This window comes from Gardnerella bivia (genome assembly GCF_049262715.1).
Lineage (GTDB): Bacteria > Actinomycetota > Actinomycetes > Actinomycetales > Bifidobacteriaceae > Bifidobacterium > Bifidobacterium vaginale_A.
In genome coordinates, this window is the sequence record NZ_CP058399.1 from 266,623 (window position 1) to 281,636 (window position 15,014).

Below are 15,014 nucleotides of genomic sequence, written 5' to 3' on the forward strand. Positions count from 1 at the left end.
AAGCTAATTCTTCTATTAAGATAAATAAGCTAATTCTTCATCGCTTAATCGCAATTGCGAAGCTTTCAAACTATCCAAAATCGTTGCAGGACGATGCGCTCCCGGTATCACGAACACATGATTTCCTTTTGCAAGCTCCCATGCCAAAACAACCTGCTGATAACTTACTTTGTGAGCTTCACCAACTTTACGGAAAGGATCAAAAAGATGATCGTCATATGGATGACGAAATCCTCCTAAAGGACTCCAACAAACGAAAGCAATACCGAGTTTTTCGCAATATTTCAAAGTATCTTCATTTTCTAGATGAACTGGAGAATATTGATTTTGAACTGCAACAAGCTTTTTGCCAAGAATGCTGCGAGCAATATCAATTTGCTCAACAGACGCATTTGATATACCTATTTCTTTAGCAACTCCTTCATCTAAAAGCTGCTTCATAGCTTCAATTGACTCATTGTATGGAACACACGGATCTGGTCTATGAAAATAAAGTAAATCAATTGTATCTACGCCAAGAGCCATAGCAGATTCTTTAGCTCGAAGTATTAAATGTTCAGGATTACCATCTTTACCCCACGTTGGACGTCCTTCAGTGAAATTACGAAAATGTCCAACTTTCGTTGCAACTAAAATAGAAGATTTATCACCATTCCACGTGCTTAAAGCTTCGCGCACAAGTTTTTCACCAGTTTGCTCTTCTCCTCCTGAACAATAGTATGCCCATGCAGTATCAATATGCGTACAACCTGCATCAAGAGCAGCATGAATAGTTTCAATGCCCATATTGTGACCAAGATTATTTTCAATCGTAAGAGGCATCTCACCAAAACCAATAGCTGTTGTATTAAAAGAGCCTATTGCGCGATTCATAAGCATATCTGCACCCCATGTTTATAAATGATAAGTATTAGTTGTAATAATAATTGTAAGTAATAACTATTCGCGAAATAACAAATGCCTCCAAGCGCAAAAAGCTTGAAGGCATTTCATAACTTTAGATTTTAAAATCTAAAATTTTATAAGTTTTATGAGATTAGTCTTCGTTAAATGAGATTAGTCTTCATCAAACGGATCAAAATCGCGGCGCACTCTACGGCGCGGACGCTCAGTGCGATTCTCGCGAGATGAACGATATTCATCATAATGATTATCGTCAGCAGCATAGCGAGGATTGCGTTCTGGTGATCTACGATCCATTGAAACACGGCGATTCGTGCGATCAGAGCGATTTGCATAACGCGAATCACGATCTTCTTCGCGGTTATCACGACGATTGTCGCGATTATCACGATTATCTCTAGAATCACGGCTATCGCGCGCATCTCTAGAATCTAAATCATCATGATCCTCGCGAGGCGCGCGGCGGCGCGGACGATCCTCAAAATCGCTCTCATCATATCTACTATCGCGGCGACTATCTCGCGCATCTCTAGAATCACGATCATCATATCTACTATCACGATCGCTATAACGATTCTCACGATTTTCGCGATTCTCACGATCGTCTAAATCCTCGCGAGATACTCGGCGGCGCGGACGATCCTCGCGATCCTCACGATCCTCACGCGAAGCACGAGAACGAGTAGCGCGATAATCTCCACGAGAATCACCACGATTTTCGCGATCATCTCTAGATGAACGCCCACGATTCTCACGAGGAGACGGCGCAGAAGTTTCTTGATCCTCATAGCCTGGGATAGCCAAGGAAATCTTGCCGCGCTCATCTACGCTCTGCACTATAACCTCAACGTTATCGCCTTCTTTAAGCACATCTTCAACAGTGTCGATTCGAGAACCATTTGCCAAATTGCGAACTTGAGAAATATGCAATAATCCATCAGTTCCAGGAGTTAAATTAACAAACGCACCAAAACTTGTAGTTTTAACAACTTTACCTGTAAAGGTTTCACCAGCTTTTGGAATACGAGGGTTTGCAATAGAATCAATGATTTCTTTAGCTTTAGCAGCAGCTTCACCGCCTTCAGAAGAAATATAGACAGTACCATCATCTTCAATTGCAATCTCAGCGCCAGTTTCTTCCTGAATCTGGTTAATCATCTTACCCTTAGGGCCAATTACTTCGCCAATCTTATCAACAGGAATTGTTGTTGTAATAATACGAGGAGCAAATGGACTCATTTCTGCTGGGCAATCAATGCACTCGTTAATAACTTCAAGAATAGTTGCACGAGCTTCATGAGCTTGCTGTAAAGCAGAAGCCAAAATATCAGCTGGAATACCATCAAGCTTGGTATCAAGTTGCAAAGCAGTAATAAATTCAGAAGTACCAGCTACCTTGAAATCCATATCGCCAAAAGCATCTTCTGCACCCAAAATATCTGTTAATGTTTTGAAAATATGCTTTCCATCAACATCTCCAGAAACTAAGCCCATAGCAATACCTGCAACTGGAGCTTTCAAAGGAACTCCTGCAGCTAGTAAGGAAAGCGTGGAAGCGCAAACAGAACCCATAGACGTTGAACCATTAGATCCAATAGCCTCAGAAACCTGACGAATAGCGTATGGGAACTCATCACGAGTTGGAAGAACTGGAACTAAAGCCTTTTCTGCTAACGCACCATGACCAATTTCACGGCGCTTTGGAGAACCAACGCGACCAGTTTCACCAGTGGAATATGGAGGCATTTCATAATTATGCATGTATCGCTTGGTTTGTGGGCCAGAAAGCGCATCAACCTGCTGCTCCATCTTCAACATGTTCAAAGTAGTTACACCCAAAATCTGAGTTTCACCACGTTGGAATAATGCAGAACCATGAACGCGAGGTACGATATCAACTTCAGCACTAAGAGTACGAATATCACGTAAGCCGCGACCGTCAATACGATAATCTTGAGTTAAGATACGGCGGCGAACAATTTGACGTTGCAATTCCTTGAACGCATTGCCAAGTTCTTTTTCTTTCTCAGCATCATCCATATCAGTGAACTCTTCAGCAAGAGTTGTGCGAACGCCTTCCTTGATTTGCTCAATGCGCTCTTGACGAGGCAATTTTTCAGCAATAGAAAGAGCTTCGTCCAAATCTTTATGAGCAATCTCATCAATGCGAGAATAAAGCTCATCAGTATACTCTGGGAAAAGCTGGAATTCCTTAGTTTCCTTAGATGCAATACGCTTCAACTCATTTTGAGCATCGCAAATTACTTTAATAAAAGGCTTAGCAGCTTCCAAACCACCAGCAACAACTTCCTCATCAGGCTTAGTTTGACCTTCATCGTAAATCAAAGTCCAAGCGTTCTTACCGGCACCTGCTTCAATCATTGCAATAGCTACATCGCCATTTTCAATCACTCGACCTGCAACAACAATCTCGAAAACAGCACGCTCACGCTCACTCCAACGTGGGAACGCAACCCACTGACCGTCAATCAGCGCCAAACGAACACCAGAAACTGGACCTTCAAATGGCAAACCAGAAATCATAGTAGATGCAGATGCAGCATTCAATGCGATTACATCGTATGCATCGTCAGGATTTATTGCCAAAATTGTTTCAACAACCTGAACTTCATTACGTAGAGTATGTGGGAATAATGGACGCAATGGGCGATCTATAATCCTGCATGCCAAAGTTGCTTCATTTGAAGGACGTCCTTCACGGCGGAAGAAAGATCCTGGAATTTTGCCAGCAGCATACATCTTTTCTTCCACATCAACAGTTAGAGGGAAGAAATCATAGTTTTCTTTTGGACTAGATCCTGCAGTCGTCGTAGACAAAATCATGGAATCATCATCCAAATATGCCGCCACAGCTCCATCAGCTTGCTGTGCAAGGCGACCAGTTTCAAAGCGTAACGTACGCTTACCAAATGAACCATTATCAATAACGGCTTCTACAGCCTTAATTTCGGGACCCTCCACGGGTTCCTCCTTTTCTTTAACTTACCTAACCAACCAACATGCGTAGTAACATTGGCGACTTCGTATTGTTGCTATCTGTACAAATTTCACAATGCTTGAATATTATGCGCCAATATTTCGTAGTGTTTTTTGTTTCGGTTACTTCAATCATCCGTATTCAATTATGTTTTAAATCTTCAGTTATAAATCTTAAATATCCCCAAAATCACGAGTAATCACAAGTCATCGCGAATCATCACAAGTTATTTCATCTTATTCATCTTAACGAATTCACAAATTTTATCTTAACAAATCAAAAATCTTAACAAACGGAACAATACTAAACAAATCACAGAAATCAAATAAAAGACCCAGGCATAATAACACCTGGGTCACAAGACTATCGACGTAATCCGAGTCGCTCAATCAAAGAACGATAGCGATTGATGTCAACGCGCTTCAAGTAATCAAGAAGACGACGACGATCACCAACCATAAGCAACAAACCACGACGAGAATGATGATCGTGCTTGTGCTCTTTCAAATGCTCAGTGAGGTCAGCAATACGCTTGCTAAGCAAAGCAACCTGCACCTCTGGGGAACCCGTGTCACCCTCGTGCGTCGCGTATTCATTGATGATATTCTTCTTATCTTCAGCCGTTAATGCCACGGCGTCCTCCTTATAATCACTGCGCGGTGCTACAACCTTTGCTGTAGCGCTTGTGAATCCGCGGGCGTTACACGCCAAACCTCTATATTACAGACACGCTAGAACAAAAGTACAATGCAACATATAGAAAATATATATAAAATCTTATAAATTTAGTACCTAGATAAAACGAACTAAAACAAACTAAAACTATAAGTAATAAAGGTAAAGATAAACAAAAAGTAATAAAGCTAAACAAGCTACACAACACACGCATACGAAAGAATTACAAGAATCATATAATACAAATAAATTTACGAAAATACGATAAACACAAAACTTACGTATATGTAAGAATAAAACTTACATAGCAGTCATAAAACCGCCAAAAATTACTATTATTATTGCAATAACTTCAATAGTAAAGAACAGAATAAACGATGCCCAGCTTCGAGTAAATACATTCAATTTTGATTTTTTAGGAACAACTACAAGCAAGCCTACAAATAATATAGCAAACACAGCAACAGACAAACCTGCAGAAATAATTCCTAAATTAGCAGCATTAGCTAGTGAAGCTGCAGATCCATAGACAACATGAGTTGAATACCAAAAACTTAAACGCAATAAACACAATCCAGCAATAAACTGTTCAAATGCCAAAAATACAATCAGAGCGCATCTCCAAATCCATTGTTTTGGCTCAATAACAGCCATAGCTATGCAAGTAAATAAAGATACAGTTATAATCCACGAAATAAACAAAACTCCAATAGGAGAAAGAAAAGATGTATGATTTATAACCCAAGTTGTACTTTGAGCAGCGAGAGTTCGTCCAGCCCAATACGGAAAAATAATTGCAATAAGTAAAACAATTGCATACGACACAAAACTAACAGGATTCGCATTTTTTCGAGAAATATCCGCCATAGAAAGTTCGTCATCTGATTTTGATAAATCCACTGAACTGGAAATAGTATAATTTTCAGAATCAGACTTAGATTTTTCATCACTATTCACATCGGATTTCATGCTTCGCAAAACTCCTTTTGCATTTCCAACCCAAACTTACAAATATTTTACTTACATGTTTAGTTTTATTTTAATCATTTTATTTAACTAAACTCAAGATGTCGTTAAAATTAAACAACAACACATAACTAAAACAACAACACATAACTAAAACAGCACCACATAACTAAAACAACTTGAAAAACTAAAACAACTAAAACAGCTAAAACAACAAGTTGAAGCATTGCAATATAATTAGTAATCCGAGTTTATTGACAATGCAACGTTTATTCACCCGTTGCAGCCAACGACAGGATTTTTATGGGATTTATTCACTTTATTATCAACTTACTAAAAGATCCGCGCTCAGCAATAGCTGGATGGATTGCTATGGGCATAGCTCCAGCATTAGGATTGATATTCTTAGTTATTTTTATAGAAACAGGCGTAGTATTTTTCCCATTCTTACCAGGCGATTCGCTATTATTTGCATCCGGATTCTTCGCTGCTCCAGACGCGCAAACCGGTCACAGCGCGCTACCTTTGCCATTATTGCTTGCTGTTGTATGGCTTGCTCCAATTATTGGCGATCAATGCAATTATTTAATTGGTCACTTCTTCGGCAAAAAAATCATTGAATCAGGAATAGTTAAGGCTCTTACTCCTGAAAGAATTGAAAAAACAGAAAAAATGATAGATAAGTGGGGTCCTGCAGCAGTATTTTTAGGACGATTTTTCCCATTTATTCGTACGTTCATGCCTTTTATTTCGGGAATTTCTGGAATGAAGTGGACTCGTTTCACTCCATTTTCAGTTATAGGAGGCATAACATGGTCTTCACTATTTACATTATTAGGATATTTCTTCGGGAATATACCGTTTGTTCAAAATAATTTTGAACTAGTAATCGTTGCAATCTTGTTAATGTCGCTTATACCAACATTCATTGGATTATATAAAGCGCATGCAGCACGCAAAGCAAAGAAAAATCAAGAAAGTTAAAGCCAAAAACAACACTCCAATTCCACAAATCTGCTATAAATATTGTGCTTAAACTTACTTTGTAGTAGACTTGTCGAGTTGTCGTAAGACTTTGGGGCTATAGCTCAGTTGGTAGAGCGCTTCGTTCGCATCGAAGAGGTCGTGGTTTCGATTACCATTAGCTCCACGAAGCCCACTGCATTCATTCCACCGCAGTGGGCTTTTTGTTTTATATTTTGGTATATAGCAATACATTTTATTAGATTTTGGAAATAGACAAAAATAGGGTTATTTCGGGTTATTTCCCAAAATAGCTCCAAAAATATCTACAGAATAACACCAAAATATCCCAGATTTTATTAGATTTTGGAAAATAAAATGCGCACTGATTTCCCTAACGTACTTAAAGTACATATGAAAATCAATGCGCATAAAAGCTTTATAAGTCTTAAAACCTAAGCTTTAAAATCAGGCAGCAATACTTGCAATGTCGACTGGAACACCAGGAGCCATTGTAGATGTGATTGTAACCTTAGTGATATAACGACCCTTGATGGTGCTTGGCTTCAAACGACGAACTTCATCAGCAACAACCTTGAAGTTTTCTTCAAGAGCCTTAGCATCAAACGAACGCTTACCAAAGAGGAACGAAAGATTGCCTTGGCGATCAACGCGGAACTCAATCTTTCCACCCTTAATATCTGCAACAGCCTTTGCAACATCCATAGTCACAGTACCAGTCTTAGGATTTGGCATTAAGCTACGAGGACCGAGAACACGACCCAAGCGGCCAACCTTACCCATCATGTCTGGAGTTGCAACAACAGCATCGAAATCAAGGAAGCCTGCGGCAACCTTTTCGATAAGCTCGTCATCACCAACGATATCTGCACCAGCTTCTTGAGCTTCAGTAGCCTTTGGACCACGAGCAAATACTAAGACCTTAGCAGTCTTACCAGTGCCATTTGGTAAGTTTACAACACCACGAACCAACTGATCTGCTTTACGAGGATCAACGTTAAGACGCATAACAGCCTCAACGGATTCATCGAAAGCACGAGATGGCATGCTCTTTAACAAAGCAATAGCCTCAGCTGGAGTATAAAGATTATTACGGTCGATTTTCTCAGCCGCTTCACGATACTTCTTAGAACGCTTCACCATTTTCTCCACTCACTTTCAGTCGGTAACGGTAATACCCATCGAGCGAGCAGTGCCCGCGATAATCTTCATGCCAGCCTCAACGTCACGAGCTGAGAGATCAGGCATCTTGATTTCGGCGATTTCGCGCACCTGAGCCTTGGTCACAGAACCAACCTTGTGAGTCAAAGGATTCTCAGTGCCCTTCTGAATGCCGGCAGCCTTAAGCAATAAAGCAGCAGCTGGAGGAGTCTTCAGAATAAATGTGAAGGAACGATCTTCGTAAACAGTGATTTCAACTGGAACGATTTGACCCATCTTGTCCTTCGTCTGGTCATTATAGGCCTTGCAGAAGTCCATGATGTTCACGCCGTGAGAGCCTAAAGCAGGACCCAGTGGCGGCGCAGGATTTGCCTTACCAGCTTGGATCTCAAGCTTAATAAGAGCAGAAACTTTCTTTTTAGGAGCCATAATATGGTTCTTCTTTCTTCTAGCGGTTCAAACGGCACCTTAACACTATTTAAGCAGTTTTAAGGTATCCTCCCGCAACTTATATTGCTGTGCTGTGCTAGCGGATTACTCCTCCAGACACAAGCTTCACTATTATGCCACATCTTCGCGACACGCTGCATTACGACAGCTACATTACTACAGATACAACTATTTTTGCTCAACCAACAAAAGTTGGAAGTCTACTTCCAAGTTGGACACAAACTTAAGAAAGTTGCTATGCTTAATGATTTAGCAACAACATATTTTCGCATACATACTTATAGTGAAGCTGTATCTTAGTATTTACAACATACGCCATAGCGCAGTAAATAAACAAAACTGAGGTACGAATAACGCAGCACTTCAATCAAATAAACAAAACCGAAGTGCAAATTAACGCACCCCGGTTTGTGTTATAAAAACTTAATGCTATAGGCTCGAGATTTTTACTTAAGCTTTTGACTCAAACGATCGGCTCGACTTGATGGAAACCAAGTTCCACAGGAGTATCACGTCCAAAGATTGAAACCAAAACAGTAAGCTTTTGTGTAGTAGGCTCTACTTCTGAAACAACAGCAGCCATAGTTGCGAATGGTCCTTCAGTTACTGTTACTTGATCTCCAACCTTATAAGCAACTTCAAGAGTACGCTTACGAGCTGCAGCAGGCTTATCTCCAGCATTCTTCAAAGCTTCAGAAGCAATCATAGGAGCCATCATTGCAACTACCTCTTTGCGAGTAAGGCAAGCAGGATCTTTAGATGGACCAACAAATCCAGTAACACCTTCAGTTTCACGCACAATACGGCGAGCGTTCTCATCAGGCCACATACGAATTAACACATATCCAGGCACACGAACGCGAGTAATAACTTTCTTGCCCTTATCTGTATGCTTTTCAACTTCTTCCATAGGAACTTCAATCTGGAAAATTTTATCTTCCAAACCAAAATTCTGTACACGCGATTCAACATTAGCTTTTACGCGCTTTTCGTAACCTGAATACGTGTGAAGAACGTACCATTTACCTTCCAAAGTGCGCAAGGACTTGGAAAATTCTGCAACAGCACGAGCGCCAGCATCTGTAGGATCTTCAACATCTTCTACACTATGAGCATATTCTACAGACTCTTCCTCAGACTCTGTTGCTTCAGACTCTGAAGTAGCAGCATCTGAATCAACATGCTCAACAGGTGCATCTTCATTAGAAGTATCACTTGTTGGAGTATCAACAACGCTTTGAGTATTAACATCACCTGCATCAGCTGCAGATTCATCAACATCGTTAGAAGTTTCGAGATTTAACTCGTCAGTCATATTTGCACACCCTCAAAATCTAAATCAGCCGAATAGCCACATAACAGACTTGCCTAACCAGAAGTCCATGCATGTAACAAATAGCATTAAGAAAATCACAAAAACAAACACTGAAATTGACCAAGCAAACAACTCTTTACCGTGTGGCGCTACAACTTTGCGCGTTTCGTCAATAGTTTGCTTGACGAACATGCCAATGCGCATGAACAAATTTGGCTTAACTGTCTTGTTATCACCGTTTGCTTGAGCCATGCTGAATCCTTCGTTTGTAACTGATAATAATGAAAAGTGGCAGGGACGGCGGGACTCGAACCCACAACCTACGGTTTTGGAGACCGTTGCGCTACCAATTGCGCCACATCCCTAGGGGAACTCGCCTTATCATACACTAAAACATACGACTTGGCAAAACCACCAAATAGTTATGTTAGCGTAGGGGCACGATTTCGCGTAATTCCAACAGTATTAAGACATTTAGCAGAGTGTCGCTTAAATAAATATAAACTACTCTTCTATCCATTGCTTCATACGGTGCATGCCTTCAGCTAACTGCTCATCAGATAACGCACAAGAAAATCGCAAATACCCAGGAGCTCCAAATGCTTCACCTGGAACGGCAGCTACATGTGCTTCATCAAGAAGCATTTGAGCAAGGTTCGAAGAGGTGTGTGGAACTTCGTGATTTTTACCCAACTTACGTTCAAGCAATGATTCAACATTTGCAAAAGCATAAAAAGCTCCATGCGGAAGTGGGCATGTTACACCATCAATATTGTTTAACGCTTCAACAATAGCTTTTCTGCGATTGCTAAAAGATTCGCGCATAGTTGAAACTACGTCTAAAGATCCACCTACTGCTGCAATAGCAGCGCGTTGTGAAATATTAGAAACATTGGAAGTCATGTGACTTTGTAATTTCACAGCGCAAGCAGCAACATCTAGAGGAGCAACCATCCAACCTACTCGCCACCCCGGCATTGCGTAAGTTTTAGCAACACCATTCAAAATCAATAATTGTTCACGGATTTCTGGAACTTCAACGCCAATATAAGACGTTTTTACGCCATCATAATGTAAATGTTCATAAATTTCGTCAGATAAAACCCAAATATGATTTTTAAGCGCCCACTTTCCAATCGCGCGAATAGTTTCAGCACTCCAAATAGCGCCAGTAGGATTTGAAGGCGATGTAACAATAATAGCTTTAGTGCGAGGTGTGCGAGCTGCTTCAAGCGCATCAATATCTGGCTCAAAACCTCTATCTGCTCCAGACATCACAGCTACTGGAACTCCTCCTGCAAGCTTAACTGCTTCAGGATAACTAGTCCAATATGGAGAAGGAATAATAACTTCATCGCCATCATTAAGAAGAATTTGGCAAGCTTCATAAACAGCTTGCTTACCTCCATTAGTAACAACAATTTGATCTGGAGAAACATCGTATCCAGAATCTCGCTTTACTTTTTTAGCAATCGCTTCACGTAATTCAAGTAGACCTGCAGTAGCAGTATAACGATAATTTCTAGGATCTCTACACGCGTTTGCAGCAGCCTCAACAATGTAAGAAGGAGTAGGAAAATCTGGCTCACCTGCTCCAAAACTTACAACATCAATACCTGCAGCCTTCATTGCTTTTGCTTTACCATCTACTGCTAACGTTGCGCTAGGAGCTACTTTATTTATTCGATCGCTTAATATGCGCCAATTTTCTTCTACCATAGTTTACAGTGTAACCGTAAGGCGCGAAACGATAGAAGATAAACGATAAAAGATAAATAATAAGCGATAAGCGATAAGCAAAAAGCAAGTAAGAAAAAACTAGTAAGCAAAAAGCAATACTAAAAACTATTTAATACTAAAACCGGCGATTAGCTCACGATTATACAAGAACTAGATTGTCGCGATGCACTACAGGATGAGCATATTGACGTCCAAGCGAAGACGTCAACTCATCAGTGGTTAGTCCAATAATATCTGGCATTTCTTCTGAATCAAACGCAACTAATCCTTTGGCTAAATGATTACCTTGCTCATCGTCAATCCAAACAGGATCTGTTGCTGAAAATTCACCACGCACTCCAACAATACCGGCAGCTAAAAGACTTGCTCGTCCGCCTCTTAATGCTTTAGCAGCTCCAGAATCAACTATTAAAGTCCCATTAGGATTAGAAGCAAATCCAATCCACAATCTACGAGTAGACGAACGCGAATGAATTGGAGCAAAAGCAGTACCAACGCAATCACCCGATAATGCAGGACCAGCGTCACACGCACGCGTAAGAATAGTCGGAATTCCCGAAACAGCCGCTATATGAGCAGCTTCAAGCTTTGTAATCATCCCGCCAGTTCCAACGCCTGAAACACTTGAACCAACTTTTACTTTTTCAAGCGCGTGATTAACATCTTGCACAAAACTTATACGCTTAGCACTAGGCTCACTTGGAGGAGCAGTATATAAAGCATCTACATCAGTTAGTAAAACTAGAGCATCCGCTCTAACAATATTTGCAACTAAAGATGCTAACCTATCATTATCTCCAAAACGAATCTCATTACTTGAAAGAGCATCGTTCTCGTTGACAATAGGTACGATTCCAAGCTCTAGTAAACGCAACATAGTCCTCTGAGCATTACGATATCTAGACGGCGAAATCGTAACGTCTGCAGTAAGTAACATCTGCCCTACACGAATACCGAATTGAGAAAAAGCAGACTCATATTGAGCCATCAACAAACCTTGTCCAACAGAAGCTGTTGCCTGCTGAGTCGGCACATCCTTAGGACGTTCGCTAAAACCAAGCAAACCAAATCCTGCTGCAATCGCTCCAGAAGATACTAGCACTACTCTAGCACCCATCATCTGAGTATGACTGATTGCGCAAACGAGATTGCGCAAACGAGATACATCTAGATGACCGGTTTCATCCGTAAGAGAACTGGAACCAACTTTCACTACAATAGTTCTAGCTTCACGAATTGAACGCCGAACCCCTTCTTCGGTAAGCCCAATGTCGGAATTGTTACTAACCATAATAATTACCCCTTATATTATGCTATTGAACAAATTATCATGCCAAACGCTGCCTAATCTTCACCCCTGCCAAATAAACTGTTCTCATCGTGTTTATCATCGTCAACAGATGGATCTGCCCAATGCCCGGACTTGCGCTCAGCCATCATAGCGTTTCGAACTGCAGTCTTAGCGTCCATCATGTTGTGATAATCACGCCTACGCTCAGCATTTGTGCGTCTAGCTCCTCGAGGATCGTTAGCTTCAAGTCGCAAATCTTTTCCGCGAGCGCCCAAATTAGCTCCATCAAGCCCTTCTGCGCCAGCAGCAATACTTGGATCCCAATCAAAACTAACAGATCGCGCTCCACGACCTATGCGAATCTCATCTCCAGGACGAGCGCCAATCTTACGCAATTCATCTTCAACACCAAGTTTTGCTAAACGATCTGCCAGATATCCAACAGCTTCATCGTTATCAAAATTAGTTTGCACAACCCAACGCTCTGGTTTTGTGCCTGTAACACTAAACCAGAAATTGCCATGATTGTCTTCCTCGCGCTCAATAGAAAAATCAGCATTAGTTCCTCGACCATCATCACGACGCCTGCGTAATGCAGGTTCCATAAGAGGCTGAATCAGAACTCTTTCTTCTTCACGCTCTGCTTGCTCATTAGCAAGCTTTTCACGCGTTTGAGCAACTAATTTTCCAAGCGCAAATCCTAATTCTTTCAAACCTTCATGCGATGCAGTTGAAATCTCGAATACTTGCAAACCCATTGACTCAAATTCACTACGAACAAATTCAGCTAATTCTTTAGCTTCAGGAACATCAATCTTATTCAAAACTATAATTCGAACACGATCAGGTATAGGTATAGCTCCAAGGGGCAGATCGAGCTTATCAGAATATTTAGAAAGCTCACGTTCTAAAGCATGATAATCTGAAATTGGATCACGATCAGGCTCTAAAGTAGCACAATCTATTACATGCGCAATTATTTCTGTTCGCTCAATATGACGCAAGAATTCAAGACCTAATCCCTTACCTTCGCAAGCACCTGGAATTAAACCTGGAACGTCTGCAATCGTATATCTGTAATTTCCAAAACTTACAACACCAAGATTTGGAACTAAAGTAGTAAACGGATAATCTGCAATTTTTGGCTTAGCTGCACTAATTGAAGCAACTAAACTTGATTTTCCAGCTGAAGGGAATCCAACTAAAGCAACATCAGCAATTGACTTTAATTCTAAAATTAAATCGCGCTCTTCGCCTGGCTCTCCAAGAAGAGCAAATCCTGGAGCTCTACGAGTTTTATTAGCAAGAGCAGCATTACCAAGGCCGCCAGCACCACCTGCAGCAGCCACAAATCGCTCTCCTGCCTTATTAAGATCTGCTAAAACTTCACCAGTACGCTTAGGTCCAGCGCCAGAACGAGCAGCAAATACAACAGTCCCAACCGGAACAGGTAATATCAAATCTGCTCCTTGAGAACCATCTTTTGTGTCCCCTAATCCCATAGTGCCATTTTCTGCATTTCGATGAGGCATAAAACGGTAATCAAGTAGACTATTAGCATTACGATCTGCAACAAAAATAACAGATCCTCCGTTGCCACCGTTGCCACCGTTAGGACCAGCTAGTGGCTTATATTTTTCACGGCGTACACCTGCAGAGCCATTGCCACCATCGCCGCCTTTAACATGCACAGTCACACGATCTACAAAGTCACTCATACTCGCTACCTTACTCGATGCTTAACACTTAAAATCTTCACTGTTTTATTAACACTGTTTTATTAACAAGACAACTACTTATACAAACAACAAAACAAGAAAGTAAAAAGCCGCACCGAACTGGGTGCGGCTTAAACATTTTATGTCGACTTATTGTCGAATCTGCTTAGGCTTGAATATTACTCAGGCAGTTACTACGTCAACAACCTTACGATCGCGACGAACACCAAACTTCACATTGCCGTCCGCCAAAGCGTAAAGCGTGTGATCCTTGCCCAAAGCAACGTTCTGACCTGCGTGGAACTTAGTGCCGCGCTGGCGAACGATAATATTGCCAGCCACAACAGCTTCACCGCCGAACTTCTTAACGCCAAGATATTGCGCCTGCGAATCGCGACCGTTGCGCGAGCTAGACGCACCCTTCTTATGTGCCATCTTGCTGTCCTTTCAGGTTTATAACACCGTCAGTCAATCAGGCAATGGCCGTGATCTTGACGAGAGTCAACTTCTGACGATGACCCTTACGGCGAGCCACGCCAGTCTTATTCTTATATTTCATAATGCTGATCTTCGGACCTTTGGCTTCGTCATTAATGACTTCTGCCTTAACCGAAATCTTTGCAAGATCCTTTGAGCTAAGAGTTACCTTAGCACCGTCAACAACGAGCGCGACCGGGAATTCCACGGTATCGCCCTTCTTTGCATCGAGACGGTTGACGAGGATGGCATCTCCAACCTCAACCTTCTCCTGATGGCCACCGGCCTTCACAATCGCGTACATAATCTGTTCCTTGCTATCTGGAAAGCTTACTA

Annotated in this window: 14 protein-coding genes and 2 tRNA genes; 2 read left to right on the forward strand and 14 right to left on the reverse strand. The window is 41.3% G+C overall.

Going from position 1 to position 15,014, the window contains the following annotated elements:
• Positions 1-15: 15 nt before the first annotated feature.
• The 4 genes from HXT27_RS01280 to HXT27_RS01295 form a co-directional block, all read right to left on the reverse strand.
• On the reverse strand, positions 16-879 hold the full coding sequence (locus tag HXT27_RS01280) for an aldo/keto reductase (RefSeq protein WP_199172742.1): 864 nt from the start codon (positions 877-879) through the stop codon (positions 16-18).
• A 177-nt stretch (positions 880-1,056) separates the two neighbouring features.
• Positions 1,057-3,885, reverse strand: coding sequence for a polyribonucleotide nucleotidyltransferase (locus tag HXT27_RS01285; RefSeq protein ID WP_103043449.1), 2,829 nt, complete (start codon positions 3,883-3,885; stop codon positions 1,057-1,059).
• A gap of 379 nt (positions 3,886-4,264) precedes the next feature.
• On the reverse strand, positions 4,265-4,534 hold the full coding sequence (rpsO, locus tag HXT27_RS01290) for a 30S ribosomal protein S15 (RefSeq protein WP_004109774.1): 270 nt from the start codon (positions 4,532-4,534) through the stop codon (positions 4,265-4,267).
• A 342-nt stretch (positions 4,535-4,876) separates the two neighbouring features.
• Positions 4,877-5,545 (reverse strand): teichoic acid transporter, encoded by a 669-nt coding sequence (locus HXT27_RS01295; RefSeq protein ID WP_103043448.1) that lies wholly within the window; start codon positions 5,543-5,545, stop codon positions 4,877-4,879.
• A 300-nt stretch (positions 5,546-5,845) separates the two neighbouring features.
• Between HXT27_RS01295 and HXT27_RS01300 the strand changes: the two genes are divergently transcribed.
• Together HXT27_RS01300 and HXT27_RS01305 are read left to right on the forward strand one after the other, a co-directional pair.
• On the forward strand, positions 5,846-6,526 hold the full coding sequence (locus tag HXT27_RS01300) for a DedA family protein (protein ID WP_075523320.1): 681 nt from the start codon (positions 5,846-5,848) through the stop codon (positions 6,524-6,526).
• 93 nt (positions 6,527-6,619) lie between these two features.
• Positions 6,620-6,692: transfer RNA gene (locus HXT27_RS01305), tRNA-Ala, on the forward strand.
• Between the two features lie 281 nt (positions 6,693-6,973).
• Here HXT27_RS01305 and rplA read toward each other — a convergent pair.
• The 10 genes from rplA to rplU form a co-directional block, all read right to left on the reverse strand.
• Positions 6,974-7,669, reverse strand: a complete 696-nt coding sequence (gene rplA / locus HXT27_RS01310; RefSeq protein WP_075523803.1) for a 50S ribosomal protein L1 — start codon at positions 7,667-7,669, stop codon at positions 6,974-6,976.
• A gap of 15 nt (positions 7,670-7,684) precedes the next feature.
• Positions 7,685-8,116 carry a 50S ribosomal protein L11 gene (gene rplK, locus HXT27_RS01315; protein WP_004118588.1) on the reverse strand — a complete coding sequence of 144 codons (432 nt, stop codon included), beginning with the start codon at positions 8,114-8,116 and terminating at the stop codon, positions 7,685-7,687.
• 484 nt (positions 8,117-8,600) lie between these two features.
• Positions 8,601-9,452 (reverse strand): transcription termination/antitermination protein NusG, encoded by an 852-nt coding sequence (gene nusG / locus HXT27_RS01320; RefSeq protein WP_103043446.1) that lies wholly within the window; start codon positions 9,450-9,452, stop codon positions 8,601-8,603.
• A 24-nt stretch (positions 9,453-9,476) separates the two neighbouring features.
• Complete coding sequence (gene secE / locus HXT27_RS01325; protein ID WP_075523806.1) at positions 9,477-9,704, reverse strand: preprotein translocase subunit SecE; 228 nt, start codon at positions 9,702-9,704, stop codon at positions 9,477-9,479.
• A 37-nt stretch (positions 9,705-9,741) separates the two neighbouring features.
• Positions 9,742-9,817: transfer RNA gene (locus HXT27_RS01330), tRNA-Trp, on the reverse strand.
• 139 nt (positions 9,818-9,956) lie between these two features.
• Positions 9,957-11,171 carry a pyridoxal phosphate-dependent aminotransferase gene (locus tag HXT27_RS01335; RefSeq protein WP_075523807.1) on the reverse strand — a complete coding sequence of 405 codons (1,215 nt, stop codon included), beginning with the start codon at positions 11,169-11,171 and terminating at the stop codon, positions 9,957-9,959.
• Between the two features lie 160 nt (positions 11,172-11,331).
• Positions 11,332-12,483: a glutamate 5-kinase gene (proB, locus tag HXT27_RS01340; RefSeq protein WP_075523808.1), complete on the reverse strand. Its 1,152-nt coding sequence runs from the start codon at positions 12,481-12,483 to the stop codon at positions 11,332-11,334.
• Positions 12,484-12,536: 53 nt separating this feature from the next.
• Entirely contained in the window at positions 12,537-14,201 is a 1,665-nt protein-coding gene (obgE, locus tag HXT27_RS01345; RefSeq protein WP_075523809.1) for a GTPase ObgE, read from the reverse strand.
• A 183-nt stretch (positions 14,202-14,384) separates the two neighbouring features.
• On the reverse strand, positions 14,385-14,636 hold the full coding sequence (gene rpmA, locus HXT27_RS01350; RefSeq protein WP_075523810.1) for a 50S ribosomal protein L27: 252 nt from the start codon (positions 14,634-14,636) through the stop codon (positions 14,385-14,387).
• A gap of 37 nt (positions 14,637-14,673) precedes the next feature.
• Positions 14,674-14,982: a 50S ribosomal protein L21 gene (rplU, locus tag HXT27_RS01355; RefSeq protein ID WP_075523811.1), complete on the reverse strand. Its 309-nt coding sequence runs from the start codon at positions 14,980-14,982 to the stop codon at positions 14,674-14,676.
• Positions 14,983-15,014 lie beyond the last annotated feature (32 nt).